Origin of the sequence: Vibrio salilacus (assembly GCF_002811245.1) — a bacterium.
GTDB lineage: Bacteria > Pseudomonadota > Gammaproteobacteria > Enterobacterales > Vibrionaceae > Vibrio > Vibrio salilacus.
On record NZ_NIVQ01000014.1, the window covers coordinates 55149 to 80882 of the forward strand.

The window sequence follows — 25734 nt, forward strand, 5'->3', positions numbered from 1 at the left end:
TGCTACCGTGGCGTGTTGAGGAAAGCAAGAGTATCATAATGACCATAAATGTCGCTACACCAGCGTGTTGCTAATACAAGTTCGTTTAGCAATCGTTTGTGTGCGATGACAAAAGGAAGCATAACGATAACGAGGCATGCAATGACCGTAATTCGCCAACAGGATGTGATCAGTAGTGTTGCTGATGCACTTCAGTACATCTCTTATTACCATCCATTAGACTTTGTCCAAGCCCTAGAAAAAGCTTACCACCGTGAACAAAGCCAAGCGGCAAAAGACGCGATGGCGCAAATTCTGATTAACTCACGTATGTCTGCCGAAGGGCACCGCCCGATCTGTCAAGATACGGGCATTGTGACCTGTTTTGTCTACATCGGTATGAACGTACAATGGGACGCGACCGATATGACCGTTCAGCAAATGATTGATGAAGGTGTGCGTCAAGCTTATACCAATCCTGACAATCCGTTACGTGCTTCTATATTGAAAGACCCAGCAGGAAAGCGCATCAATACCAAAGACAATACTCCAGCGGTCGTTCATATCAATATGGTGCCAGGCGACAAGGTTGATATTCAGATTGCAGCCAAAGGCGGCGGTAGTGAAAACAAGACCAAAATGGTGATGCTCAATCCTTCCGATGATATCGCAGAGTGGGTAGAAAAAACCTTGCCAACAATGGGCGCGGGTTGGTGTCCTCCGGGTATGCTCGGTATCGGTATTGGCGGCACGGCTGAAAAAGCAGCAGTGCTGGCGAAAGAGTCTCTGATGGAGCATATCGATATTCAAGAACTTATCGATCGCGGTCCAGAAAATGCAGAAGAAGAGTTACGTCTCGATATCTTTGATCGAGTTAATAAACTCGGTATCGGTGCGCAAGGTCTTGGCGGTTTGACGACCGTTGTTGATGTCAAAATTAAAACGGCGCCAACCCATGCGGCCTCTAAACCTGTCTGTTTGATCCCGAACTGTGCGGCGACGCGTCATGTTCACTTTACTCTTGATGGCAGCGGCCCTGCAGAATTGACGCCACCAAAACTTGAAGATTGGCCAGATATTACTTGGGAAGCGGGTGAGAACACACGTCGCGTGAACTTAGAGACGGTCACTAAAGAGCAAGTTCAAGAGTGGAAAACCGGTGAAACGGTACTTCTATCGGGTAAAATCCTGACAGGTCGTGATGCGGCGCATAAGCGTATTCAAGGCTTGCTTGAAAAGGGTGAAAAGCTACCAAATGGCGTTGATTTAAAAGGTAAGTTTATCTATTACGTCGGGCCAGTTGATGCCGTGGGTGATGAAGTGGTTGGCCCTGCTGGCCCTACAACGTCAACCCGCATGGACAAGTTCACCGACATGATGCTCGAAGATGCGGGCATTATGGGCATGATTGGTAAAGCTGAGCGCGGACCTGCGACAGTTGAATCAATCAAAAAGCATAAAGCGGTTTACCTAATGGCCGTCGGTGGTGCTGCCTATTTAGTCGCTAAAGCGATTAAAAAAGCGCGCGTGGTCGCATTCGAAGATTTGGGTATGGAAGCGATTTACGAGTTCGAAGTGGAAGATATGCCAGTGACAGTGGCAGTTGACGCAAACGGCGCTAACGCTCACCAAATCGGACCAGAAACTTGGAAAGTAAAAATCCAAGAAATGGATGTTAAATCGTAATAACAACGATTAATTTTGAAAGAAATTACTGATTTAATTAGCAAATATTTGACAAAGGTGGCGCCAAGGCACCACCTTTAGTCTGTATACTCTACTATTTTAAAATCGTCAGGAGCTTACATGCCACGTTTTATTCAAATCTTGCAACTCTTCATTGCGGTGGTGGTGGGGACATTTATCTGTTATGACCTTATTTTACATGGTATTAGTATCTTCGATGAGAAGTACGTGACGATCACCTGCGTGTTGTTGCTGATAGTAGAAATTACCCTGTTTATTATCTATAAATTGATCGAAGACGATTAAATTTTCGTTGATAGCACATATATTTTAAGCCTCTGGATCTCTTCAGGGGCTTTTTTGTTCATCTAGGATTAAGGTTAGTCACAATAAGCTAGGGCTATCAATCGCAAAAGAGAGTGTGAATGAAGCAATTAACGCAAGAAATGAATGATTTACTTAGCCGCACTATGGACTCCCATGTTCGTATCGCGGTGACGGGGTTATCGCGCGCAGGTAAAACCGCTTTTATTAGTTCACTGGTGAATCAGTTACTTCATACTTCGACGCACGACAATCTGCCATTGTTTGCCGCGGCTCGGGATAAACGAGTGATTGGCGCCAAACGAGAGCCACAAAGCAACATGCTGGTGCCGCGTTTTGCTTATGACCAAGCCATGGAGCAAATCCATGCAACGCCACCAACATGGCCTGAGCCGACGCGAGATGTGAGTGAAATTCGTCTGGCGGTAAAATATCGTCCAATAAAACGGACGAAAAAACTCTTCGGTAGTACCGCAACACTCAACATCGACATTATCGATTACCCAGGTGAATGGTTGCTCGACTTGCCTTTGTTAGATATGGATTTTAATCATTGGTCCCAAAGTCAGTTTACCGCGCTAAAAGGCGTACGTGCGGATTTGGCCAAACAGTGGCTTGCGCAGATGGAACGCTTTGACCCTGACGCGCCGTTAGATGAAAAACAGATTACCCAGATATCATCTAGCTACAGCGACTTTTTATTTGCGTGTAAGGATCATGGCTTGCATTGGGTGCAACCGGGGCGTTTTGTGTTACCCGGTGAGCTTGAAGGTGCGCCAGTGCTGCAGTTCTTCCCATGCCGTGTTGAACCAGAGCACAAAGTGATCAAAGGCTCGAACTTAGCGATATTAAAAGCGCGCTATCGAGAGTATCAACAAAAAGTGGTTAAGGCGTTTTACAAACACCACTTCTCAACGTTTGACCGACAAATCGTACTGGTCGATTGTTTGCAACCACTCAATGCAGGTCAGGACTCTTTTAACGATATGCGTCAAGCGTTAGAACAGATCATGCACAGTTTTCGTTATGGTCGCAGCAATGTGCTTAAACGTTTGTTTGCACCGCGTATCGACAAGATTTTGTTTGCAGCAACCAAGGCTGACCACGTGACTCCAGAGCAGCACAATAACTTGGTGTCACTGTTACAACAAATGGTGCATCCAGCGTGGCAAACGGCATGTTATGAAAACATTGAGATGAGCTGTATGACCTTAGCGTCGATTCAAGCCACTGAAGCCGGTTTTATTGCCCAAGGCGATCAATCATATCCTGCACTGCGTGGCGTGACTATTGACGGGCAGTCGTTAACGGTCTTCCCCGGAGACGTGCCGAAAACACGGCCAGAAAAAGCGTATTGGCAGCAACAAGGCTTTGATTTTATTGATTTTAGGCCGATGGAAAATTCTATCGACGAGCCGTTACCGCATATTCGTATCGATAAGGCGTTAGAATTTTTAATAGGAGATAAACTGAAATGACCTCAAGTGATAAAGCGCCGCTTAAACCTAAACAGGTCTTCAATGAGTCTTTGGATGAACCCAATATCAAGCTTGATCCCGAGCTGACAGCGAAGAGGCAGTTTGCTCAAAACGAGACGTTTGTTCCGGTCAATATCGAAACAGAAATACCGACAGAGGCAGAGCAAAAATTAGAACAAGTGATCAGACCTAAAAGTGGTTCGAAGTGGCTGACTACCGGCTTATTAACGTCCTTTGCAGGCCTAGTGGCTTGGCAAGCGATAGACAATGTGCTGACTGCGATACAGAGTGCGGACTGGTTAGCGCTGGGCTGGGTAGGCTTTGTTACTGTGCTCGCGAGTTTAGGGATTGGTGCGATTAGTAAAGAGCTTCTAAAACTGCGTAAGCTTAAGCATCACTTTAGCGCTCAAGAGCAAAGTGAGGTGATGATCAACACGCACAATGTCGGACAAGCTAAGGCTTTTTGCCAGACCTTGGCTCAAGAAGCGGGGATTAAGCCCGAGTCACCGAGTTATGACCGCTGGCTAAACAGTATCAATGCGTCGCACAATGACGCAGAAATCCTCGATATGTACGATGCTATGGTGGTTGCCGAGCAAGACAAAGTGGCAACGCGCATTGTCTCTCAACATGCAACAGAGTCTGCTGCGTTGGTGGCCATAAGCCCTCTGGCATTAGCTGATATGTTGCTGGTGGCGTGGCGCAACTTTAAAATGATCGACAGCCTAGCGCAAGTCTATGGTGTTGAGCTTGGTTACTGGTCACGCTTGAAACTATTTAAAGCGACCTTAATCAATATGGCCGCAGCGGGAGCGAGTGAATTGGCGGTTGATGCCAGCATAGATTTGATGTCAATGGACCTAGCCGGCAAAGTGTCGGCAAGAGCCGGGCAAGGTCTTGGTGTTGGTATTTTGACTGCCCGTTTGGGGCTGAAAGCAATGACGCTATTAAGACCGACGCCATGGAACGCGCAGCGACAGGTTAAATTGGGTGCAATTCGCAAGCAGATCGTTGAAAAAATCGGCGCAATTACCTTCAAATAGCATGAATGTGACGCGAGCGTTATCAGTTTACTTGACGGGGATCTAGGCTTAAGGGAAACTACTGTCAACTTTTCGTGACACCTAGTTAGGAACTCATCCGTGCGTCTAGAAGTTTCCTGTGAAGACAGACTTGGTCTGACTCGTGAATTACTCGATATCCTCGCGTCTAAAAGCATAGACTTACGTGGTATCGAAATTGATGTCAGCGGTATTATTTATCTCAATTGCCCAGACATTGATTTTGATATGTTTAGCGAGTTAATGGCTGAAATTCGTCGTATTTCGGGTGTTAAGGATGTGCGTAAAATTCAGTTTATGCCCATTGAAAGACACAATAATGAATTGATTTCATTGCTCAACAACTTGCCCGAACCAGTACTGGCTATTGATTTGAAAGGCAATGTTGATATGGCAAATCATGCGGCTCTGACACTATTTGGCCATGAAGAGAGTGACATGATTGGTCATCAAATCTCTTTATTGCTGCCAAGCTTTAACTTTAGCAAGTGGGCGGAAGGTAAGATCACCCGGCTGAGAGAAGAAATCGTCATCCGCGGCCTCGACTACATGATGGAAATCATGCCCGTCTATATCAGCGATGAAACCAACGAGTCAATGCTGGCCAGTACGGTGATGATTATTCGCTCGAGCAATGAAAAACCGCTGTTTGATGATTCTCTTTCTGTGCACAATAATTTGGGTTTTGAGCACTTTGTTGGGGTTTCAAATCGTCATAAGGCATTGATTAGTCAGGCGAAGAAACTGTCTATGCTCGATCAGCCACTATTGATTCAAGGTGAGACAGGTACTGGCAAAGAGATGCTCGCCAGAGCATGCCATAATCGCTCTCAACGCGCGGCACGGCCATTTTTAGTCTTGAGTTGCGCTTCAATGCCCGATGATGTGGCAGAAACTGAGTTGTTTGGCCATGCGCCGGGCTCGTTCAATCACCAGCAAGGCCATAAAGGGATCTTTGAACAAGCTAACGGTGGCACCGTCTTTCTTGATGAAATTGGTGAGATGAGCTCGCACTTGCAAATCAAATTGCTGCGCCTACTTCAAGATGGCACTTTCCGCCGGGTTGGTGAAGAAGATGAAATACATGTTGATGTGCGAGTGATTGCCTCAACAAGACATCATCTTGCAGATTTGGCTGAATCAGGGACTTTCCGCGAGGATCTATTCTATCGCCTCAATGTATTAACGCTGCTTATTCCGCCTTTAAGAGAGCGATCGAATGATATCGCACCGCTGCTTGAGTTATTTGTTGCGAAATACGTTAAACAGTTGGGAATGGCGAAACCGTATATTGATGATGAGTTGATTGATCAGCTGGTTAGCTATCAATGGCCAGGTAATATGCGTCAGCTCGAAAACGTAGTACTGCGCGCACTGACCGAGTTAGAGTCCGATCAGCTTACGGCGGATCTATTTCATTTGCCACAACTTGAGTCAGCCAGCAGCAACGCGCCAACATTAAATCTCGATGGTTCGCTGGATGAAATCATGAAAGAGTATGAATCTCAGATCTTAGAGCGTTTGTATCAATCTTTCCCATCAAGTCGTAAACTTGCGAAACGTCTTAATGTGTCGCACACCTCAGTGGCGAACAAACTCAGAGAATATGGTATTCGGAAAAATTAATGGACAGAGTCAGTACCCCCACTCAAGTATTTGAGGTTGATGATGAGATAGTAGTCCGCACTGCTGAGCCAACCGATGGCGCGTTGATTGCGGACTACTTCATGCGCAATAGAGCACACCTTAAAGCGTGGGAACCCAAGCGTGAAGAGGCGTTTTTTTCTATCTCTGGATGGACACAGCGTCTTATTAAGCTCAATGAACTGCATCGGATGGGATTAGGTTATTACTTATTGATTATCGATAGAGAATCGGATCAAATGTTAGGCACTATCTCATTTAGCAATTTGTCGCGCTTTCCTTTTCATGCTTGCAATATGGGGTATTCGCTAGGTAAAGAGGTGCAAGGAAAGGGCGTGATGACCCGTGCACTGCGTTTAGCGGTTGACTACATGTTCCGTATACAGAATATCCACCGCATCATGGCCAGCTACATGCCGAAAAATAAACGCAGTGAAGCGGTACTTGAGCGGATTGGGTTCGTTAAAGAAGGTTTTGCGCAAGATTACCTGTTGATCAATGGTAAGTGGGAAGACCACAACTTAACATCTTTGATCAATCCGCACTGGAAGACATTGTAATTGTGCATCATTGAAAGCAAGATCAATCATAGTCATTTATCAAGCCAGCAGTATGGCTGGCTGAAAGCAGCATGCTTTAAGAGGAAACTAAATGTCGTACCTACCTTTGGAGCAATACCAAAGAAAATGGATTTTTACTCACCAGTCAATGCCAGTGCCTGAATCAGATCTTGCGGCGATAAAACCAATGACTCAATTGCGCGCGTCGCAACTGTGGAAAGAAAACATCAGTGCGCAAAGTCCAGATGCCGATCGCTTTAGTTCTAGTGATTGGCCGATGAAAGAGTCAAACTGGCAAGACAACGTTGATTGGATGGCGGCTTGGGAATCTGATGACGAACAATTGCCGCAAGAAATATTAGACTTCGTTGACTGGCAAGATGATGTCACTGTCTATTTTTGTTACGAAAAATACAACGTGATCGAAACCAGTTGGTCATTTTTTAAAAAGTATTGGAAAAATTTCCTCTTTTACGATGATGGCCCGGTGCTGATCGGTCGTCGACGCAATGAAGCGTTATGGTTTGATAGTGAAGGCAAGGTAAAATTAGGCCAACGAAAATAGATAAAAGCAGCGTCAGCTGCTTTTTTACATTGTGTCTTTTTCCATGCGGCTCTTATCGAACTTGTATAACGTGTTATTTCCTAGTGGTTGAATCTAATGATCGTACTTAAGCCAATGAAGATCATTATTGATCGACTAAGTGCCAGAAATGTAAAGAGTAGGTTTGACGGAAAATGTGATTTTAAGCCCATTATTGAGCCTATTTTTTGCATGGGAATTTGTGTTTGTTATCATTTATGGGACAAATACATCCAGTGAGTTATTTTTCACATTTCATCATCGTCTTAGGGAAAGTAGTGGCCATGAACATTGCTCAATTACGCGAAGATTTTTATGCGCATATTAGCGCCATACAAGCCTACGCGCTGCCTCAGACTAAGCCGACGCTTTCACTATTAACGGAAGAAGAACTCAGAGAACTAGAAGCCTGTTGGATTGAATTATCTGTTTGGAAAAATCAGCAAGACTAAGCAACTGATAGCCAATCATTGTAAAAAAACCTCAATATATTTCATATTGAGGTTTTTTATTGCCTGGACGATTAATTGTTATAATATAACAATTGTGATCTTAATATTGAATTATTCAGTATTAGTCCCCATAGTTAACCTCAAAGCGGAGCATCGCATGAATGCAGCGACAGATATAACAATTAAAAAATTCCAGGTGAGTAAGAATATGGCGGAAGTAAGAGCCAGAGTTGACTTCAAAGTCGGTGTTAAAAGTAATATTGATGCAGAAATCTTATCTTTTAGCGGTTTAAAGACAGACAAAGAACATATCGCTGTGATTTTTAAGCATGCTGACCAAAATCAGCCAGCGCCTTTAGTTCGCATGCATTCAGAGTGCTTAACCGGAGATGTATTTCACTCTTCGCGTTGTGACTGCGGTGAGCAACTCGACGAAACCATCAACCGGATGGGAGAGTCGGGCGGTATTATCCTCTATTTGCGTCAAGAAGGTCGTGGTATTGGTCTTTACAACAAAATTGATGCATACAAGCTACAAAGTGAAGGGATGAACACCTACGAAGCTAACAATCATCTTGGTTTTGGCGATGACCTACGTGATTTTACCGAGGCCGCGCAAATGTTATTGGCTTTAGGTATCACGAATATTCGTTTGGTGACCAATAATCCCAAGAAAGTTAAAGAACTGCAAGAGCATGGTATTAGTATCGAAGAAGTGGTCAACACTTCTGCGCACGTCAAAGAAGGCAATGAAGGTTACCTGAAAGCGAAAGTGTCTCATGGCAAACATAATCTCGTTCTCTAACTTATTCATCGTCTTATGTTGATAAAAAAGCCTCACTTTTGTGAGGCTTTTTTGTTTGGTGCTTGCAAAAAAAATGTAAATTTGTATTATTCCTACCTAAGAGTGCAAATGATAATAATTAGCACTAACAATGGCGAATAATAATTAAGCTCAACAAGGATGCTCTTTAATGAATGTAAACACGCTTTTCGCTCAATCAGCAGTTGCTGCGTCTCTTTTGCTCGTTGGTGGCTCTGCGTTGGCCGCTCCGGTCACTCAACAACAAGTGGTTGAGCATTATGCCGATGTGGCTCATGCGGTTTTTGCTGACTCGTTAACCACCGCGAAAGCACTAGATACTGCAATCGAATCCTTCCTAGCCAACCCAAGTGCAGATAAGTTTGCACAGGTTAAGCAAGTTTGGATAGCGTCACGCGTACCATACCAGCAGTCTGAAGTTTTCCGTTTTGGGAATGCGATTGTCGATGATTGGGAAGGACAGTTGAATGCATGGCCGCTTGATGAAGGTTTGATCGATTATGTCTCTGCTGACTACCAGTATGAGCTAGGCAACGAAGGGGCGAGAGCGAATATTATTGCGAGTAAAACGCTGAAGATTGGTCCCTCAACGCTTGATGTATCGACGATCACTCCGACATTGATTGCTGATTTGAATGAAGTGGGTGGTTCTGAGGCGAATGTAGCATCGGGCTATCACGCGATCGAATTTTTACTGTGGGGTCAAGACCTCAACGGTACCAATGAAGGCGCGGGTGCACGTGCTTATACTGATTTTGTGGTCGGTGACGGATGTACCAATGGCCATTGTGACCGCCGTGGTGCTTATCTGCAAGCGGCAGCGGACCTGCTGGTACAAGATCTTGAGTGGATGGAAAAGCAGTGGTCGGCTAACGAGAAAGGTAACTATCGCGAAACTCTTCTTAATGAGTCTGCTGAAAATGGTCTGCGTAAGATGCTGTTTGGCATGGGCTCACTCTCATTAGGTGAACTTGCTGGTGAACGGATGAAAGTCGCGCTCGAAGCAAATTCAACCGAAGATGAGCATGATTGCTTTTCTGATAACACCCACAACTCGCATTACTACAACGAGCAGGGTATCTACAACGTTTATACCGGATTGTATAAGCGTGAAGATGGGACCTTACTTTCCGGTCCTAGCCTGCACGATTTAGTTGCGCAAAAAGATAAACAAGCCGCGCAGCAGATCCAAAAGCAATTTGATCTGACTCGCGCGCAAGTGGGCCAATTGGTGACGTCGGCGGAAAAGCATAACCAATATTTTGATCAATTGATTGCGGCAGGCAATGTTCAAGGCAACGCACTTGTCAATCAAGCGATACTCTCTTTGGTCGCGCAAACTGCACAAATTGAACGAGCTGCGAAAATTGTTGGTATTACTAGTCTTAATCCAGACACAGCGGACCACGAATTTTAAGCTCAGCGACATTTATTGATAAAGGGCTCGCTAGAGCCCTTTTGCTGTTATGAGTCCTATTTTTTTATGAGAAATATTCCCATTTTCATGCTTCGTTTTTTCCCTTTATAGAGTTATCGCAATGACGTTTTTTCCCAAATCTTTAATGGTCACCTGTTTGGCGCTGAGTGCATGCTCTGCATTTGCTTATGAAGTGAAATCGGGGGGTGACACCTCTGTTAAAAAGCAAGGAGCGAATGCCTATTCTCTTCCTGCTGCCAATTTACCGATGTCAAAGCGACTTGATTTCAGCGTCGGTAACAGTTTTTTCCGTAATCCATGGGTTCAGGCACCAGCCTCAACCGATGCTCGTGATGGTTTAGGTCCACTATTTAATACGAATGGCTGTCAAAACTGCCACATTAAAGATGGTCGTGGTCATCCCCCTGAGAAAGGCGACAAGCATGCGGTGTCGATGTTAGTTCGTTTAAGTATTCCAGCTATGACAGCAGAACAAAAAAAGGCATACATTAAAGGTGGCGTAATTCCAGAGCCCAATTATGGCGACCAACTGCAAGATTTTGCTCTGCAAGGTGAGGTCCCAGAAGGAACGATTAATATTCGCTATGACGATGTTCCAGTGACTTTTTCTGATGGTACGGTAGTGACGCTGCGCCAGCCGAATGTATCGATTACACAATTAGGTTACGGGCCGATGCATCCCCAAACTCAACTGTCCGCGCGTGTGGCGCCACCTATGATTGGTCTTGGTTTGCTAGAAAGTATCCCGGATCAAACCCTCATCGGCTGGTCTGATCAACAAGACCAAGATAATGACGGCATTTCCGGCAAAGTGAATCGAGTTTGGGATGTACGCAAGAAGGATTTCGCGATTGGGCGCTTTGGCTGGAAAGCAGGTCAACCTAATTTGATGCAGCAAAATGCGGCGGCGTTCAACGGTGATGTCGGTTTGACCAGCGCCTTGTTTCCACAAGAAAACTGTACCGCGACACAATCCATCTGTGATGATTTACCTAATGGAGGCGCCCCTGAAGTCAGTGATAACATCCTCAATTTCGTTGAGTTTTACTCTCAGCACTTAGCGGTGCCTGTTCGTCGAAATGTTGATGATCCGCAGGTTAAACTTGGTCAGACACTGTTTGCTAAAGCAGGCTGTGATAGCTGTCATAAACCGAGTGCCAAGACTGAGGTGCGCTCCGATCTGCCGGCGCTTTCTAATCAAACTATCCATCCTTACACCGATCTTCTGCTTCACGATATGGGGCCTGGATTGGCTGACCATCGACCTGAATATTTAGCCAATGGACAAGAGTGGCGCACGGCACCGTTGTGGGGTATCGGTTATACCCAAGAAGTGAATGGCCACACCTATTTTCTCCATGATGGTCGAGCGCGTAATTTGATGGAAGCGGTACTATGGCATGGTGGTGAGGCGAAAATGGCTCAGCAACAGGTATTAACATTCAATGAAAAACAAAGAGATGCATTAATTGCATTCTTAAACTCGTTATAGGGCAGGCCAATGGATTTTAAGCAAGTGCTGTTAGCTTCACTGCTGACGATATCTCTGTTAGGTTGCCAGAGCACAGACACACAGACGGTTAACCCACAAATTTCTAGTCATCCTAGTCACCACGTTTATAAGCTTGAGTTTGAGTTTGCTCAACGCTTAAAAGTTGAGTCAATCAATTTATCTCAGACGGTGAGCGATTATTGCGCAGCCAATGGTGATCTTGCGTCGTTAAAGCAGCAATGGCATCGTACAATGCTTGCGTGGATGGCATTACAAGGCCAGCAACGAGGGCCTGAGTTGGCATTGGCACAAAGTTGGAACCTACAGTTTTGGCCAGATAAGAAGAACACGACTGGGCGTAAAATGCATCAGCTTATCGCGCAACCTAAGCGTTGGACTCAAGCTGAAATAGCTAAGCAAAGCGTTACAGTGCAAGGGTTAGGCGCAATGGAGTGGTTGTTGTTTGATTCGGCGTCTGATTTGACTACAAATACGTCGACATGCCTAACCGCTATCGCTATCAGTAATAATTTAGCACGAAATGCCAGTGAGATTGCCCGTGCGTGGCACACAAATCCATGGCTCAATCTTGATGAAAAACAGTGGCATGCAGAATACATTGCCCTTCTATCCAATCAACTCGATTATAGTATCAAGAAGCTAAGTCGCCCTTTGGCAAATTTTGGTCATCCAAAGCCGTATTTTGCTGAATCTTGGCGCTCACAAGCCTCGATGAAAAACTTACAAGCCAATATTATGGCTTTACAGGCACTCTATTTGGCTGATGGCAACGGAATCGACGCTGTGTTGCGTGATAGGGGCAAAGCGAATCTGGCAGATAGAATTGTCAATCAGTTCGATACGATGGTAGAGACTTGGCCAAGTGAACAAAGTGTTTTTGTTTTACTGCAAACCAAACCAGGCTATCAGAAGGTCTATGCGCAATTGAATAAGTTAGAGCAACTAAACTACCTTATCCATGAAGAAGTAGCGATTGAACTAGGCGTCATAATAGGATTTAACGCAACAGATGGTGACTGATAATACAAGACGTCGTTTACTTAAAGTCGCTCTGTTGGGCGCGGCTTACCCATTGGTCGGGTGTGTATCGACGTCAGCAAAAAATACCCAACCTGCGCTTATTGGCTGCGCGATTAATGGACGCGATCGTTTTTGTGCGGTTGTTGCCAACGCGGATGGTCAGTGTATTCGTCAAGTTGCGCTTCCTGATCGTGGGCATGGTGTTGCCACCCACCGACGCCTGCACCACGCGGTGGCTTTCGCTCGTCGTCCAGGGCGTTATTTTCAAGTGTTTGACTTTAATACTGGCGAGTCGATAAAACTGCGTCCAGCTGATAATAATCGCCACTACTATGGCCATGGAGTTTACTCTAACGATGGGCAATGGCTGTATGCGACAGAAGGGCAGCGCGGCAGCAGTCGAGGAATCATCGGTGTGTATGACGTTGTTGCAGGCTATCAAAAAGTGGCAGAGTTTAGCGGCTTTGGTATTGGTCCACATGAAGTGATAGTCATGCCGGACGATAGGCTGGTGATTGGCGTTGGAGGCGTACATACCAATGGACGCGAACCACTCAATCTCACCACTATGTCGCCGAGCCTTAGTTATTTGGATCGAAATGGCGAACTGGTGGATCAAGTCGGGCTTAGTGATCACAAGCTGAGCATTCGTCATCTTGCTCATGACGGAGGTAAAACGGTGTTATGTGGTCAGCAGTATCGCGGTGAACCAGAGGAATATCCAGCGCTATTAGCGATGCATAAAGCAGGGGGACCAATGGTGCAGCTTGAGGCAGAACCAGAGCAGTGGGCGCGTTTTAATCATTATATTGCCAGTATTGCGGCAACGAAGGAGTGGATCTTAGCGACTTCACCACGTGGTAATTGCTATGGAATTTGGTCTAAACAGACACTTAAACTGGTCGAGTTAGCGCCACTTCCCGACGCTTCTGGTGTGGTAGTTCAGGGCGAGACATTTAAAGTAAGCTCTGGGGCTGGGAGCGTGGTGTCTTTAGTCAGCGCCGCAAGTAAACATGTGAGCCAATCGGGTATCCAATGGGATAATCATTGGGCGGTCATCACTTAATCAAGAAAAACGTAGACGCGTCTAGAACTCTTAGCAACAAGCCATACCTATATCACTTATCTCTGCCATACTTCTTGAGTGGATGTGAAGGGGTGAATCAATGGGAAGATGGGCATGCTGGCTGTTGGTATTGTGCCTAACACCAACAGCGGCTTTTTCTGGGCAATACTTTAATCAGATAGGTTGGCTTGAGTCGAACAGTCAACTGACGGAAATACTCCAATATCCAGCCGTTGTAGAAGACATCTATCGCAACAATAACACCCAGATGATTTGGTTTGACTTGCAACAAAGCAGCAAACTGGAATTTCAATTAGAAGTTATCCAACATGCGGGGTTTAGCCCGCTGTTTTCTCGTCAACTTAGCTACCTTAAGTTCTATCGCAAAAGTAATCGCTGGTATGAATACGATATTCTTGCCACCGACACGTTATTGCTCTATCTCAGCTATGCAGAACTGGCTAAAACCCAAGGCAATCGATGGTTTTTTCAGACGAAACTAAAAAGTAACTTAGATCTACCACCAAATAGCGCCTTTATTGCCATGCACCGAGCCATTGCTCAGCAACAACTTGGCGAGTTAATAGAAGCTTATACACCAGACAGCCGTGAGTACCAAAAGCTGGTGGATACCTATCTGCATCTGATGAAGTTTCAGCAATTTGAACTTCCGCTATATCAACAAACTGGGTTAAAACGAGTGGGTGATACGCTTGATTATCGTGACGTGTTGCTGCAACGCTTGGCGATGGTAGACATTAACCTGGCTGATGTCCGTAAAGACGTTAGTTGGTATGATTTGTCATTACAAGCTGCGATCAAGCAATTTCAGTATTTACACGGGTTAAAAGATGACGGCATTATTGGCCCTGAGACAATCAGGTGGCTTAATCTGCCGATTGAAAAGCGCTTGTCAACGTTGGCACTCAATGCCGAACGTGTCCGTTACTGGCCTGTGCAACGTGACACCATCATTGTGGTCAATGTTCCTAGTTTTCAGATGAGGTATTGGGCGGCAGGAGAAGAGCTTTTTCACTCTAAAGTCGTGGTCGGTAAAAAAGCGCGTCCTACCCCGGTAATGACAACAAATTTAGATTCACTGATCCTCAATCCGACTTGGAATATACCATGGAAAATTATGATCGAAGATATTATTCCGAAAGTGAAACAAGACACGCAGTACCTGACAAAAAATAATATCAAAATCATACCCAAGTGGGGCTCGCATGTGGTAGTTAATCCGGCTGAGATTGATTGGGATAACCTAAAACCGCACGCGTTTCCATATCGGATGACCCAGTTATCAGGAAATGCCAATGCGTTAGGATTGTATAAATTTAATACGCCAAATCGCCGCGCCATTTTTCTCCATGACACGCCAAGTAAAAACCTATTTACTCAGACTCAGCGCGCGTTCAGTTCGGGTTGTATTCGCGTTGAGAATGCCGATGTGTTGGCCAATTTATTGCTAGAGTCACAAGGCTTGATGATGGCACCTCAGTCAGACAATGAACCGACCCCAAACCAGTCAATTCCACTGCGAAGCCGTATTCCTGTGCATATCATTTACCAAACGGCATGGTTTGAGGAAGGAACGGTCCACTACCGGGAAGATATTTACCGTTTCGATAGATTTGGTTACACAAAAGGATAGAATTAACACAATCCTGACGTGTTTTGTATTTGTTGTTTTATTAATAGGTTCAATAAGTAAGCATTTCTTATCGTGACTTACAACGGTTTGAGCATGGTTTATGCATTTGCACTTCACAATAGAGTCCGGTACGGTCGCTGCCGAAAACAGAATAACTCAATTGTGAAGGTAATAAATTGTGGCATTATCTCGACGAGATTTTTTAAAATTGGCCGGAAGTGGATTGGTGGTCACAAGTTGTGCGCCGACAATCGCCTTGGCCTCTTACCCAGAAGAACCTCGCTCACTTGCTTTGACTCACCTGCATACAAGAGAAGCGCTTGAAACTTGCTATTTTGATGGGGCAGAGTACGTTTCAAAAGAACTGCGCCGTATTAACCATTTGTGCCGAGACTTCAGGCGCAATGAGGTTCATCCGATGGACAAACGTTTATTCGATCATATTAGCCAAATTCAATCCGAGCTCGGTGTTGAAACCGAAGTGCAGATCATTTCTGGCTACCGTTCGCCAGCAACCAATGAAGCGCTGCGCAGTCGCTCCGGTGGTGTGGCGAAGAAAAGCTATCACATGTTGGGTCAAGCCCTCGATTTCCGCCTTGATGGTGTCGAGTTAAAACGCGTGCGAGATATCGCTCGTGAGCTTGATTTTGGTGGCGTTGGCTATTATCCACGCAGTAATTTTGTTCACATTGACACCGGTCCCGTACGTTACTGGGCGTAGCTTCGCCGTGTCTATGGTTGTCATAAGGCTCGGCAAATGTCATAGTTCTGCCAGTTTAGATGATTACTAAAGGTTAGCTATGTCGCTTAAGTATCAAGTTGTTCCTGTTACCTCGTTCTCTCAGAATTGCTCTATTGTATGGTGTGATGCAACCATGGAAGGTATCGTGGTCGATCCAGGTGGTGATGTCCAACAACTTACCATGTTGATTCATCAACTCGGTGTGAAAGTGGTCAAGTTGGTTTTGACTCATGGCCATTTAGATCACGTGGGTGGCACTGAGCCTTTAGCGAGTGAGTTAGGTGGTGTTGAGATTGTTGGCCCACATAAAGCCGATAACTTCTGGCTACAAGGATTAGAAGGACAAAGCCAAATGTTTGGTTTTCCTCTGACTCATGCATTTGAGCCGAATCAGTGGCTTGATGAGGGTGATAAAATTACCTTTGGTCAGCAAGTTCTTGATGTTATTCATACACCTGGTCACACTCCAGGCCACGTGGTGCTATTTAGCGAGCAAGCGAAATTGGCTTTTGTTGGTGATGTGCTATTCAATGGTTCTGTTGGTCGTACTGATTTCCCTCAGGGTGACTTTAATACTCTGATTACTTCAATAAAAACTAAGCTTTGGCCGTTAGGTCACGATGTGCGCTTTGTGCCAGGCCATGGCCCAGAATCCACTTTTGGTCGTGAACGCGCTTCAAACCCATTTGTTGCCGACGAAATGCCGCTTTATTAACGCGTGCTTAAACACTAAAGGTCGTTGAGGCGGCCTTTTTATCGTCGTGGTTAATCAAGATGACGGCTCAGACTCGGCAGCGGCGAGATAGCGCCGTGCAAGGCCAACGAATTCTTCTGGCGTTCTGTCTAAGTCTGGCGTTGCAATAAAGATATCGTAGTCGAAATAACGCCGCTGATAGCGCATGCGGTTGGCTAACATCGCCTGTAGGCCTTTAAACTCCACGCCATCTTCATTTCTATAGATAGCTGAGTCCAGTACAATATCCTCAAAATTTCCGCTTTGTTTATGCTGCCTCGCACCTAAATAAAGCAACGATCGTTGACTGAGCAACAGCTCGGTAGCGATGCGCGGGCAAATACTACTGATGTAAGGGGAGTAGCACTTTAACTTAATTCCGATCCACGGTAAGGGGCGCTGCCAACCGTCTTGGTCGTAGGTGCAAATATCAATCTTTTGGATGTTATTCCATTTAACGACCCAACCGCCTTTGAATAAGTGTTGCTGGAAATGCGTGGCAGTGAGAGTAAAACGTACGGTACTTTTCAGAATCAAGAGGTAGCCAAAGGCGATCACGCAGCCTATCGCGATGATCGTGATCAACCCCTGCTGCCAACCAGGTGCATACACCATCAAAAATACGCAACCAATGGTAAAGATACCCGTTAGCCAACGTACGGTGATGGAAGAAAATACAAAAGGTTGATTGGTTAAGTGTACGGTTTGCATCTTTTATTACTCAAGTCGATAGATACCTCTGTTTATACAATCAGTAGTCTAAGAATCGATCACAATAACACTGATTAAATTGTAGTCTGATACCTGCGTATCGGGAATTTTTGTGGCATAAAGGCGCTGATACCCTGTAAATTCAACCAAAAATTTGCTATAAATCGCGCTTCAAATTTTCACCACTGCCACGTATGCAGTGAAATGGAGAAATACTCGATGAGACTTGCTCATAAGCGTAAGGTGCAGTTAAAGTTGCAAAAGCGCATTAAAGCGACAGTTGCAAACGTAGAAGCAACACAGAAAGTCAAGCCTACTGTTGAGAAAAAGCTAGTGGCCAAGCCAGCAGCGAAACAACAAGTTGTCGCCGCGGCTAAAATAACTGACATTGCGCTCACTCCAAAGCAACAACAAGTTTTAGATATCGTTGCTAAAAATGCAGACGGCATCAATCCAAAAGGCATTGGCCTTGAAGCGGGTCAAGATGACGCTAAAGCGGCTTCTTGGGCGACTGGCGCTTTGAAAAAACTACTGGAAGAAAACCTAGTCGCGAAAGAGCAGCTTGCGGGTAATAAAGTTATTTACAAAGCCATTTAAAGGCCGCAGCAACGTGCTTTAAATCGCTAAATTAAGATTGAAAAGCCTCGATTTTTTCGAGGCTTTATCATTTATTTAATGCGTTATTAATATCTTTGTCACATTTTTAGCTAATGTCTGAGTTGTTTTACTCGCGTTTATCATTACGTAGTTAATGCATTGTGATTATATTCCTCTTCCGTTTAATTTGTTGATTTTTTTGAATAAAAACATATCTCGTATCTTATGGATTACGTAGTACTACGTAGTTATTTAGTCTAACTTCCGTCATATGTGTTAAAAAACATCCGTGTTCACGCTGATTTCATCTTCGGTCATGATCGATCACTCTGTAATCGATATAGAACATATCTAAAAAGGTATGACCCGTTAACAAAGGACGTGAACATGAGTGTTATTAAAAAATCGCTAAAACGAATTTTTAAAGGGACCGTAATGGCAACTGCGTTAGCTGTTATGGCTACCTCTGCTTCTGCGGCAGAAAAAATATATCGCTTGAAGCTGGCAGAAACATGGGGACCAAACTTTCCAATATTTGGTGATGCCACCAAAAATATGGCCAAAATGGCTGAAGAGATGTCAAACGGACGTTTACAGATTCGTATCGACTCTGCCAACAAACATAAAGCGCCGCTAGGTGTTTTCGATATGGTTAAGTCTGGCCAATATGATATGGGTCACTCCGCGTCGTATTACTGGAAAGGTAAAGTACCAAACACTCTATACTTCACTTCGATGCCTTTCGGCATGCTACCAACAGAGCAGTACGCATGGTTCTACTATGGCGGTGGTATGGAACTAATGGAGCAGGTTTATTCTCAACATAACCTTCTATCGTTTCCTGGCGGTAATACCGATACCCAGATGGGTGGCTGGTTCCAAAAAGAGATTAACTCCGTTAAAGACTTACAAGGTCTGAAAATGCGTATTCCAGGGTTTGCCGGTGAGATCCTTGCCGAACTCGGCGCGAAACCGACCAACATTGCCCCGGGCGAACTTTATACCTCACTTGAGCGTCGTACCATTGATGCGTTAGAGTGGGTCGGTCCATCGCTTGATTTACGTATGGGCTTCCACAAAATTGCGCCTTACTACTACACAGGTTGGCATGAGCCAGCAACAGAACTGCAGTTCTTGGTTAACAAACGTGTATGGGAACGTCTACCGGCTGATCTACAAGCTATCTTACGTGTCGCCATGAAGACAGCAGCCTACGATATGTACACACAGTCAAAACACGAAAGTGGTAAGAACTGGGCGTCAATCAAGTCTGAGTACCCTAATGTCATGGTTAAAGATTTCCCAGAAGAGGTCATGACAGCGCTACGTGAAGCTAATGATCGCTTGCTAAAAGATCATGCAGAGAAAGATGCATTGGCGAATGAGATTCAACAGTCTCAAGCGAACTACCTAAATCAGGTTCGTCCGTGGTCTAACATCTCACATCGCGCTTACCTCAACAGCCAAGTACAACAATAAAAGATTTGGCGTAACAATAACAATAAGCGAATGGGTGACGTTGTCACTCGTCCGCTAGCCAAAGAACCCGATCAGATAATACTTCGCTACTCTATGAGTGGCATCGATTCAAAATTCCATGGAGTAGGGAATGAGAAGCCTAATATATATCGAGCGAGCATTTAATCGTTTTGGTGACTTCCTCGGATGGTTATCGAGCATTTTGTTTATCTTGCTACTGGCCAATGTCGTCTACGATGTTGTGATGCGCTACGCATTCAACGATGTTTCCATTGCGTTTCAAGAAATGGAATGGCATCTATTCTCGGCCGTTTTCCTACTCGGCGTTCCTTATGCGATTAAATCCGGTGGGCATGTTCGCGTTGATTTGTTTTATGAGCGGCTGTCGAACAAAGCTCAAGCCATTATCGATGTGCTCGGTACGCTGTTTTTCTTATTTCCATTTTGTCTGCTAGTGGCTTACTACGGAGTGGACTTTGCTCGCGAGAGTTACGCGCTAGGCGAAACATCCGGTGACCCTGGTGGTCTGCCTTATCGTTGGATAATCAAAGCGATGATCCCACTTTCATTCTTCTTTATGGCGATAAGTGGCGTTGGTTTATTGCTGCACTCCATCAACAAAATCGTTAATCCACATCTTATATATTCACAAGTGCAAAAGTAAGGAGACAAGAAAATGGTCGGTATTGTAATGTTTTTTGTAGCCTTGTTTGCTTTGCTACTTGGCTTTCCAGTTGCGTTTACCTTTGGCGGTATCGCATTGATTTTTGGTGTTTGGGCAGAAGGCATGGATATGTTTGCCTTTATGCCATATCGAATTCAGTCGATTATGGAAAACACCGTGTTAATGGCCGTTCCCCTGTTTGTCTTTATGGGGTTAGTATTGCAAAAAACGCGTCTTGCTGAGCAACTGCTAGAATCGATGGGAAAGTTATTTGGCGGCATTAATGGCGGTATCGCAATCTCTACCGTATTGGTTGGTGCGCTTTTAGCGGCGTCAACAGGTGTTGTTGGTGCTTCTGTTGTTGCCATGGGGTTGATTTCACTCCCTGTTATGCTCAAGTACAATTACGATAAAGGCTTAGCGTGTGGCACCATTTGTGCTTCTGGTACGCTTGGCCAGATCATCCCACCTTCTATTGTTTTGATTCTGCTTGGCGACGTACTAGGTGTCCCTGTCGGTGACTTGTTCCAAGCGGCGATTTGGCCAGGTTTCGTGTTGGTTGCAGCTTACATCATCTACATCCTTATCTATGCCAAATTAAACCCTGAATCGGCTAAAGCGATGCCAGCTGATGAGAATCTTAATCGTAAGCAAGAAGTGATTGCTGCTCTGAAAGCGGTGGTCCCGCCATTAGCGTTGATTATTGTGGTACTGGGCTCGATTTTTGCGGGTGTGGCGACACCGACAGAATCGGCGGCGTTGGGTGGTGCCGGTGCGATTGTACTCGCGCTACTGTATGGTCAATTCAGTTTCATGATGGTTTATGATGCGGCCAAAGAAACGGTTAAAGTGACGGCGATGGTCTTTGCGATCTTGCTCGGTGCAACGGCTTTTTCGATGGCGTTTACCTACACAGGTGGTGACTATCTGGTTGAAGAGTGGATGCTTCAGCTTCCAGGTGAGAAATGGGGCTTCTTGATTATCACTATGTTGGTGATCTTAGTGCTGGGCTTTTTCATCGACTTCGTTGAAATCTGTTTCATCATTGTGCCAATTATAGCGCCAGTGGCTGAACTGATGGGCATCAACATGACATGGTTCGCAATCCTCGTTGCGATGAACTTGCAGACATCATTCTTAACCCCGCCGTTTGGCTTTAGTTTATTCTATCTAAAAGGGGTCGCTCCAAATGGTGTGACAACCCGAGACATCTACCGAGGTGTAATGCCATTCATCGCGATTCAGGTGTTGGTGTTGGCTTCCTTGTTGGTCTTCCCTGGATTCTATGGAATGTGATCAACAAGTTACGATTTGATCACAACTCCTGCTAAAGTGAGGCTGCTTAACCGAAAGGTAAGTAGCCTTTGTTTTTTATTGGGGAAAGGGATGCCTCTACAAGGAAAACTCATACTTCTCAGTCTACTACCACTTATGTTGGTGACGGCATTGACCAGTTGGATATCTATCCACCAAGCTAAAACGCTGGGTGAAAAAGAGATCCAAATTTTTGAAGATGGATTGATTCGTTCCAAAGAGACAGCATTGAAAGATTATGTTGACCTTGCCTTTGATGCCATCGGCCATATCTACAATGACACCAGTTTACCTGAGCATCAAGCCAAACAACAGGTTAAAGAGGTGTTGAATAAGCTTCGTTATGGCAAAGATAAAGATGGCTATTTTTTTGCCTATGATCAATTTGGTGTCAACTTAGTTCACCCGATACAGGCAGAGTTGGTCGGGCAAAACCTTCTGCTTCTTCAAGACGAAAATGGTGATCATCTTATTGAAGCTCTGCTTAATCAGGCACAAAATGGTGGAGGTTTTCATCGTTACTTATGGCAAAAACCGTCAACAGGGGAAAATGTCCCCAAACTTAGCTATGCCGCCTGGCTTGAAAGGTGGAACTGGATGGTGGGGACAGGACTTTACATTGAAGATGTTACCTATGAGGTAGCGAACTTAAAGTCTGAGGTTAACAATAACATTGAGACGACGTTTTTCTCTGTGATCGTCATTATGAGCGTCACCGTAGGTGTCATTGTGGTGATTACGCTAGCAGTTAACCTGCATGAACATCGCTTGGCGGATAAGAGTTTAAAAGAGCTAGCGCATAAAACAGTGATGTTTCAAGAAGATGAGAAAAAGCATCTGGCCAGAGAATTACACGATGGTATCAATCAGTTATTGGTATCGAGCAAGTGTCATTTGGAGTTATTGGCCAGTAAAATTGATGACGCTTCCCTTAAACAGCATTTGGCTCAATCGCAACAATCGTTGATGACGGCGATCAACGAAGTGAGGCACATTTCGCATAACCTGAGACCAAGTGCGCTTGATGATATTGGCTTAGAAGCTGCATTAAACAGTTTACTGCTAGATTTTAAGGCGCACTCAGGTATCGATGTTGAAGCGACACTCAATACTCACTCTTCGAATAAATTAAAATCGGAAATGGCGACCACATTGTATCGCGTTGCTCAGGAGTCACTAACCAATATCGAAAAACATGCTCACGCTGACAACGTCAGTGTCATTTTGCAGCAGATGGGCAGTATGCTGCAGTTGATCATTCGTGATGATGGTGTCGGGTTTGATGTTAATGTAACCTTGAGAAAATCCGGCATAGGCCTGCGTAATATGCGTGAACGTGTCGAATTTATTGGTGGCGAACTGGATATCGAAAGTCAGCCAGGGTTGGGCACTGAGATAACCGTATTGTTGGAGTTGGACGGATTAGTTTATGGATGAACCGATTAAAGTTGTGATTGTGGATGATCACCAAGTTGTTTTAGACGGTTTTAAAGCGCGGCTGCAGACCGAATCTGATATTGATGTTGTTGGATCTGCAAGTAACGGGCTAGAGGCGATAGAGGTTGTGAAGGCGCTACAACCAGATGTTGTTTTGATGGACGTTAGCATGCCACTGATGAATGGAATTGATGCAACGAAGGTGATCAAAGAATCGATGCCTGATGTCAAAGTGTTGATGTTAACCATGCATGACAACCGTGAGTACATTATGAAAGTGATGCAGGTGGGGGCCGTGGGTTACATGCTTAAAGAAATCTGCGCACAGCGCATGGTTCAAGCGATTAAAACCGTTTATCAAGGCTCGACCTATTTTTGTGAATCGGTCACACAAACCTTGTTTTCCCAAGAAGTGATTCCCGCAGCGCAACGACCTAATCCACTGAGTCGCCGAGAAGAGGCGATCTTGAAATTGGTGGCGGAGGGTAATAGTAGTAAAAAAATCGCATCACTTTTAAATATCAGTTACCGCACAGTGGAAACGCATCGTCAGAATATTAAACACAAATTGGACTTACACAGCACCGCTGAGCTAGCTAAATACGCGCTTGAGCAGGGTATCGTTGCGTAGTGAATTTTCCCCTGTGTGAAATTTGGCGTGACTTGGTGGTGGCACAATTTTTTGTTATGGCCTCATTTGTCGTTACGACAATAAATCTGATTAGTAGTTGTCTGTATTGATTGTGTATAAGCGTGGTTCCAATCGCCTTAATGGAATCCACGCGAGAAATGAACCAGCTTATCGATGCGTTATTTACCCAAGGATATTATGTTTGGGATGACTTTCTGTCGCCAAATGAAGTTGCGCAACTACGGCAGTGTCTACCACCTGAATGGGAAAAAGCACGAATTGGGCGTGGTGAGCAAGCAGTGCGGGCAACCTCAATTCGTAGTGATAAAGTTCATTGGCTGCACCGAGCAATGGACGCCCCCGTTTTGTCCTACCTCGATAAGATGGAATGTTTACGGTTAGAAGCAAATCGCCATTTCTTTCTTGGTTTATTTGAGTACGAAGCCCACTTTGCCAAGTACGAGCGAGGAGATTACTACCAAAAACACCTCGACAGCTTTAAAGGCAATGAGAATCGTAAACTGACAACCGTCTTTTACTTGAACGACTCATGGACAGTAGACGATGCTGGCGAGCTAGCGATCTATGACCTTGAAGATAAGCACTTACTGACCGTCGCCCCAAAGTCAGGTCGGTTATTGGTGTTTTTTTCTGAGCAATTTCCACATGAAGTGTTGCCGACCAATAGCGAGCGTTACAGTATTGCTGGTTGGTTTCGCGTCAATGGAGTACAAAACAACCGGCTTGATATTGCCAACTAGACACAGAAGTGACAGTTTTCACGGGTTAAGCCATGAACACCTTGTCGAGTAGCAAGGTGTTGTTGTCCTTTTGAACGTCCCATCTGATAACCTTGCTCTAATAATACTTGTTTCATAGTTAAACGCTTGACGGCAAATGTTTGTGAGGGCGCGATAACTCTGATGGTGGCATCAACAGGTGGATGGCGAATAAACTCAAGCGATTGATTGTAGCGCCTAGCTCGATCGACCATCGCATCGCCTATCTTTGGGTACTGTTTAAGAAGCCGTTTAAAGACTAACGCGCTTTTTCGTTCTGGCATTTGATAGCTGAGCGGATGAGACAGTATCACCGTAATCTCTCGTGCGCCACGACGATAAGCTTCGATGACAGGAATCGAATCGGCGACGCCGCCATCGGTGTAACAGCCATGTGATAAACAGGGAGTCTGTTTGTAGGCGATTGGCAGCGCACTAGTCGCTTCTAGCACTTTCTCTAAATTGTCGGCATTTACCTGATAGTAGTCAGCACGGCCTGTTTCGATATTAGTCGCCGTTGCTATTAAAGGTATGTTGTTAAACAAAGTGTCCGTATCAAGCGGATACTGTTGATTCGATTGTGTCACTAACCACTTTACATCAACAAGGTTGCCTCCTTTAAGGAAGCGAGCGGGATTATAAAACTGCTTATCTGTCGCAAGTTGAGTGATCACTTGGTAACTACGACCAGATTGTTTGGCTAAGTAGCCAACTAAATTAGAGACACCCGCCGACACTCCAAGCGCGAAATCAAATGGATTATAGTTTTGCTCGATAAACTGATCTAACACACCTGCCGCAAAAATACCTCGCATTGCTCCGCCTTCAACCACTATCGCTTTCATCGTTACTTCATCTGTATCTGTTGTTCTCAATATCGACAGTGTAATTAGAGTTGCTAGGTTTTTGAAATGGGTAGTTTATATCACTGCAATAGAAGGTCCCTATTGATAGAAAATACCAATGCAATTGATAGGAAATGACAGGTTCAAGATAACACCAATAAGAACTAGATTAACTAAATGGCCAGACAAACAAGCAGTTAAAATGATTGTCTGTGCATATACACAGGTGTTTTCTTGCATTGCTATTAAACTGAACTATACTGTTTATAAATACAGGTTAAGGAGGTGTGTATGTTGTTAGAAACGATTGAACGTGTAAACCGCCTACGCCAACAAGCGTTGAGCGATCCTAAATTTCTTAATTCTGCCAAAGAGCATGAGAAAGCATTGCAGGCGCAAGAACAACGTTGTGTGAGCCAAGCTAATAAAGCTCAGTCTCGCAAGGATCGAAGTCTTGCCAATATCTACCACCAAGCCGAATTTGGTCAGCGCAGTGATAGTTCAACGCACTAGATGCGGCT

General features: G+C 44.9%; 26 protein-coding genes. 24 read left to right on the forward strand and 2 right to left on the reverse strand.

The genetic code is table 11. The features are described 5' to 3' along the window. Window positions 1-141: 141 nt before the first annotated feature. From CDZ87_RS11085 to CDZ87_RS11155, 16 genes are all read left to right on the forward strand, one after another. Window positions 142-1665 (forward strand): fumarate hydratase, encoded by a 1524-nt coding sequence (locus tag CDZ87_RS11085; protein WP_100753609.1) that lies wholly within the window; start codon window positions 142-144, stop codon window positions 1663-1665. A gap of 120 nt (window positions 1666-1785) precedes the next feature. After that, a complete protein-coding gene (locus CDZ87_RS11090; RefSeq protein WP_100753610.1) occupies window positions 1786-1971 on the forward strand; it encodes a hypothetical protein in 186 nt (61 codons plus the stop codon). Window positions 1972-2090: 119 nt separating this feature from the next. Then, complete coding sequence (locus CDZ87_RS11095) at window positions 2091-3467, forward strand: YcjX family GTP-binding protein (RefSeq protein WP_100753611.1); 1377 nt, start codon at window positions 2091-2093, stop codon at window positions 3465-3467. Further along, window positions 3464-4510 carry a YcjF family protein gene (locus tag CDZ87_RS11100; protein WP_100753612.1) on the forward strand — a complete coding sequence of 349 codons (1047 nt, stop codon included), beginning with the start codon at window positions 3464-3466 and terminating at the stop codon, window positions 4508-4510. Before CDZ87_RS11095 ends, CDZ87_RS11100 begins: the two co-directional genes overlap by 4 nt. A gap of 99 nt (window positions 4511-4609) precedes the next feature. Beyond that, on the forward strand, window positions 4610-6154 hold the full coding sequence (gene tyrR, locus CDZ87_RS11105) for a transcriptional regulator TyrR (RefSeq protein ID WP_100753613.1): 1545 nt from the start codon (window positions 4610-4612) through the stop codon (window positions 6152-6154). Further along, the gene (rimJ, locus tag CDZ87_RS11110) at window positions 6154-6732 is read left to right on the forward strand and encodes a ribosomal protein S5-alanine N-acetyltransferase (RefSeq protein ID WP_100753614.1); all 579 of its coding nucleotides are present in this window, start codon (window positions 6154-6156) and stop codon (window positions 6730-6732) included. The genes tyrR and rimJ overlap by 1 nt, the downstream gene beginning before the upstream one ends. Window positions 6733-6823: 91 nt before the next feature. Beyond that, on the forward strand, window positions 6824-7297 hold the full coding sequence (locus CDZ87_RS11115; RefSeq protein WP_100753615.1) for a DUF2947 domain-containing protein: 474 nt from the start codon (window positions 6824-6826) through the stop codon (window positions 7295-7297). A 302-nt stretch (window positions 7298-7599) separates the two neighbouring features. Further along, the gene (locus CDZ87_RS17170; protein WP_038172456.1) at window positions 7600-7767 is read left to right on the forward strand and encodes a hypothetical protein; all 168 of its coding nucleotides are present in this window, start codon (window positions 7600-7602) and stop codon (window positions 7765-7767) included. Between the two features lie 208 nt (window positions 7768-7975). Next, complete coding sequence (locus CDZ87_RS11120) at window positions 7976-8572, forward strand: GTP cyclohydrolase II (protein WP_100753640.1); 597 nt, start codon at window positions 7976-7978, stop codon at window positions 8570-8572. A gap of 169 nt (window positions 8573-8741) precedes the next feature. Next, window positions 8742-10007: an imelysin family protein gene (locus tag CDZ87_RS11125; protein ID WP_100753616.1), complete on the forward strand. Its 1266-nt coding sequence runs from the start codon at window positions 8742-8744 to the stop codon at window positions 10005-10007. A gap of 121 nt (window positions 10008-10128) precedes the next feature. Continuing rightward, entirely contained in the window at window positions 10129-11520 is a 1392-nt protein-coding gene (locus tag CDZ87_RS11130; protein ID WP_100753617.1) for a di-heme oxidoreductase family protein, read from the forward strand. A 9-nt stretch (window positions 11521-11529) separates the two neighbouring features. Further along, window positions 11530-12561, forward strand: a complete 1032-nt coding sequence (locus CDZ87_RS11135; protein WP_100753618.1) for an imelysin family protein — start codon at window positions 11530-11532, stop codon at window positions 12559-12561. Next, complete coding sequence (locus CDZ87_RS11140; RefSeq protein WP_100753619.1) at window positions 12551-13627, forward strand: DUF1513 domain-containing protein; 1077 nt, start codon at window positions 12551-12553, stop codon at window positions 13625-13627. The genes CDZ87_RS11135 and CDZ87_RS11140 overlap by 11 nt, the downstream gene beginning before the upstream one ends. Window positions 13628-13727: 100 nt before the next feature. Next, the gene (locus CDZ87_RS11145; RefSeq protein ID WP_100753620.1) at window positions 13728-15281 is read left to right on the forward strand and encodes a L,D-transpeptidase family protein; all 1554 of its coding nucleotides are present in this window, start codon (window positions 13728-13730) and stop codon (window positions 15279-15281) included. A 178-nt stretch (window positions 15282-15459) separates the two neighbouring features. Next, the gene (mepK, locus tag CDZ87_RS11150; RefSeq protein WP_100753621.1) at window positions 15460-16002 is read left to right on the forward strand and encodes a peptidoglycan L,D-endopeptidase MepK; all 543 of its coding nucleotides are present in this window, start codon (window positions 15460-15462) and stop codon (window positions 16000-16002) included. A 79-nt stretch (window positions 16003-16081) separates the two neighbouring features. Beyond that, window positions 16082-16738: an MBL fold metallo-hydrolase gene (locus tag CDZ87_RS11155; protein ID WP_100753622.1), complete on the forward strand. Its 657-nt coding sequence runs from the start codon at window positions 16082-16084 to the stop codon at window positions 16736-16738. Window positions 16739-16792: 54 nt separating this feature from the next. On the opposite strand, the gene CDZ87_RS11160 is transcribed toward CDZ87_RS11155, so the two are convergent. After that, the gene (locus tag CDZ87_RS11160) at window positions 16793-17467 is read right to left on the reverse strand and encodes a DUF2982 domain-containing protein (RefSeq protein WP_100753623.1); all 675 of its coding nucleotides are present in this window, start codon (window positions 17465-17467) and stop codon (window positions 16793-16795) included. Window positions 17468-17686: 219 nt separating this feature from the next. Between CDZ87_RS11160 and CDZ87_RS11165 the strand changes: the two genes are divergently transcribed. From CDZ87_RS11165 to CDZ87_RS11195, 7 genes are all read left to right on the forward strand, one after another. Then, entirely contained in the window at window positions 17687-18064 is a 378-nt protein-coding gene (locus tag CDZ87_RS11165; protein ID WP_100753624.1) for a MarR family transcriptional regulator, read from the forward strand. 387 nt (window positions 18065-18451) lie between these two features. Next, window positions 18452-19543, forward strand: coding sequence for a TRAP transporter substrate-binding protein (locus CDZ87_RS11170; RefSeq protein WP_100753625.1), 1092 nt, complete (start codon window positions 18452-18454; stop codon window positions 19541-19543). Window positions 19544-19673: 130 nt separating this feature from the next. Continuing rightward, a complete protein-coding gene (locus CDZ87_RS11175; protein WP_100753626.1) occupies window positions 19674-20207 on the forward strand; it encodes a TRAP transporter small permease subunit in 534 nt (177 codons plus the stop codon). 12 nt (window positions 20208-20219) lie between these two features. Next, window positions 20220-21503 carry a TRAP transporter large permease gene (locus tag CDZ87_RS11180; RefSeq protein WP_100753627.1) on the forward strand — a complete coding sequence of 428 codons (1284 nt, stop codon included), beginning with the start codon at window positions 20220-20222 and terminating at the stop codon, window positions 21501-21503. Between the two features lie 90 nt (window positions 21504-21593). Further along, window positions 21594-22958 (forward strand): cache domain-containing protein, encoded by a 1365-nt coding sequence (locus CDZ87_RS11185; protein WP_100753628.1) that lies wholly within the window; start codon window positions 21594-21596, stop codon window positions 22956-22958. Then, on the forward strand, window positions 22951-23589 hold the full coding sequence (locus CDZ87_RS11190) for a response regulator (protein WP_038172413.1): 639 nt from the start codon (window positions 22951-22953) through the stop codon (window positions 23587-23589). Before CDZ87_RS11185 ends, CDZ87_RS11190 begins: the two co-directional genes overlap by 8 nt. 158 nt (window positions 23590-23747) lie before the next feature. Next, window positions 23748-24350 (forward strand): 2OG-Fe(II) oxygenase, encoded by a 603-nt coding sequence (locus CDZ87_RS11195; protein ID WP_100753629.1) that lies wholly within the window; start codon window positions 23748-23750, stop codon window positions 24348-24350. Here the strand turns inward: CDZ87_RS11195 and CDZ87_RS11200 are convergent. Further along, entirely contained in the window at window positions 24347-25213 is an 867-nt protein-coding gene (locus CDZ87_RS11200) for a patatin-like phospholipase family protein (RefSeq protein WP_100753630.1), read from the reverse strand. The genes CDZ87_RS11195 and CDZ87_RS11200 overlap by 4 nt on opposite strands. Before the next feature lie 291 nt (window positions 25214-25504). On the opposite strand from CDZ87_RS11200, the gene CDZ87_RS11205 reads away from it, so the two are divergent. After that, a complete protein-coding gene (locus CDZ87_RS11205) occupies window positions 25505-25726 on the forward strand; it encodes a hypothetical protein (protein WP_100753631.1) in 222 nt (73 codons plus the stop codon). Window positions 25727-25734: the final 8 nt, after the last annotated feature.

Coding starts and splice junctions, on each gene's coding strand:
- CDZ87_RS11200 (WP_100753630.1), bottom strand. CDS start 25,213: ATGAAAGCGATAGTGGTTGAAGGCGGAGCAATGCGAGGTATTTTTGCG.
- CDZ87_RS11140 (WP_100753619.1), top strand. CDS start 12,551: ATGGTGACTGATAATACAAGACGTCGTTTACTTAAAGTCGCTCTGTTG.
- CDZ87_RS11090 (WP_100753610.1), top strand. CDS start 1,786: ATGCCACGTTTTATTCAAATCTTGCAACTCTTCATTGCGGTGGTGGTG.
- CDZ87_RS11115 (WP_100753615.1), top strand. CDS start 6,824: ATGTCGTACCTACCTTTGGAGCAATACCAAAGAAAATGGATTTTTACT.
- CDZ87_RS11135 (WP_100753618.1), top strand. CDS start 11,530: ATGGATTTTAAGCAAGTGCTGTTAGCTTCACTGCTGACGATATCTCTG.
- CDZ87_RS11180 (WP_100753627.1), top strand. CDS start 20,220: ATGGTCGGTATTGTAATGTTTTTTGTAGCCTTGTTTGCTTTGCTACTT.
- CDZ87_RS11095 (WP_100753611.1), top strand. CDS start 2,091: ATGAAGCAATTAACGCAAGAAATGAATGATTTACTTAGCCGCACTATG.
- rimJ (WP_100753614.1), top strand. CDS start 6,154: ATGGACAGAGTCAGTACCCCCACTCAAGTATTTGAGGTTGATGATGAG.
- CDZ87_RS11145 (WP_100753620.1), top strand. CDS start 13,728: ATGGGAAGATGGGCATGCTGGCTGTTGGTATTGTGCCTAACACCAACA.
- CDZ87_RS11085 (WP_100753609.1), top strand. CDS start 142: ATGACCGTAATTCGCCAACAGGATGTGATCAGTAGTGTTGCTGATGCA.
- CDZ87_RS11175 (WP_100753626.1), top strand. CDS start 19,674: ATGAGAAGCCTAATATATATCGAGCGAGCATTTAATCGTTTTGGTGAC.
- CDZ87_RS11195 (WP_100753629.1), top strand. CDS start 23,748: ATGAACCAGCTTATCGATGCGTTATTTACCCAAGGATATTATGTTTGG.
- CDZ87_RS11170 (WP_100753625.1), top strand. CDS start 18,452: ATGAGTGTTATTAAAAAATCGCTAAAACGAATTTTTAAAGGGACCGTA.
- CDZ87_RS11125 (WP_100753616.1), top strand. CDS start 8,742: ATGAATGTAAACACGCTTTTCGCTCAATCAGCAGTTGCTGCGTCTCTT.
- CDZ87_RS11155 (WP_100753622.1), top strand. CDS start 16,082: ATGTCGCTTAAGTATCAAGTTGTTCCTGTTACCTCGTTCTCTCAGAAT.
- CDZ87_RS11190 (WP_038172413.1), top strand. CDS start 22,951: ATGGATGAACCGATTAAAGTTGTGATTGTGGATGATCACCAAGTTGTT.
- CDZ87_RS11100 (WP_100753612.1), top strand. CDS start 3,464: ATGACCTCAAGTGATAAAGCGCCGCTTAAACCTAAACAGGTCTTCAAT.
- CDZ87_RS11185 (WP_100753628.1), top strand. CDS start 21,594: ATGCCTCTACAAGGAAAACTCATACTTCTCAGTCTACTACCACTTATG.
- CDZ87_RS11130 (WP_100753617.1), top strand. CDS start 10,129: ATGACGTTTTTTCCCAAATCTTTAATGGTCACCTGTTTGGCGCTGAGT.
- CDZ87_RS11165 (WP_100753624.1), top strand. CDS start 17,687: ATGAGACTTGCTCATAAGCGTAAGGTGCAGTTAAAGTTGCAAAAGCGC.
- CDZ87_RS11160 (WP_100753623.1), bottom strand. CDS start 17,467: ATGCAAACCGTACACTTAACCAATCAACCTTTTGTATTTTCTTCCATC.
- CDZ87_RS17170 (WP_038172456.1), top strand. CDS start 7,600: ATGAACATTGCTCAATTACGCGAAGATTTTTATGCGCATATTAGCGCC.
- CDZ87_RS11120 (WP_100753640.1), top strand. CDS start 7,976: ATGGCGGAAGTAAGAGCCAGAGTTGACTTCAAAGTCGGTGTTAAAAGT.
- CDZ87_RS11205 (WP_100753631.1), top strand. CDS start 25,505: ATGTTGTTAGAAACGATTGAACGTGTAAACCGCCTACGCCAACAAGCG.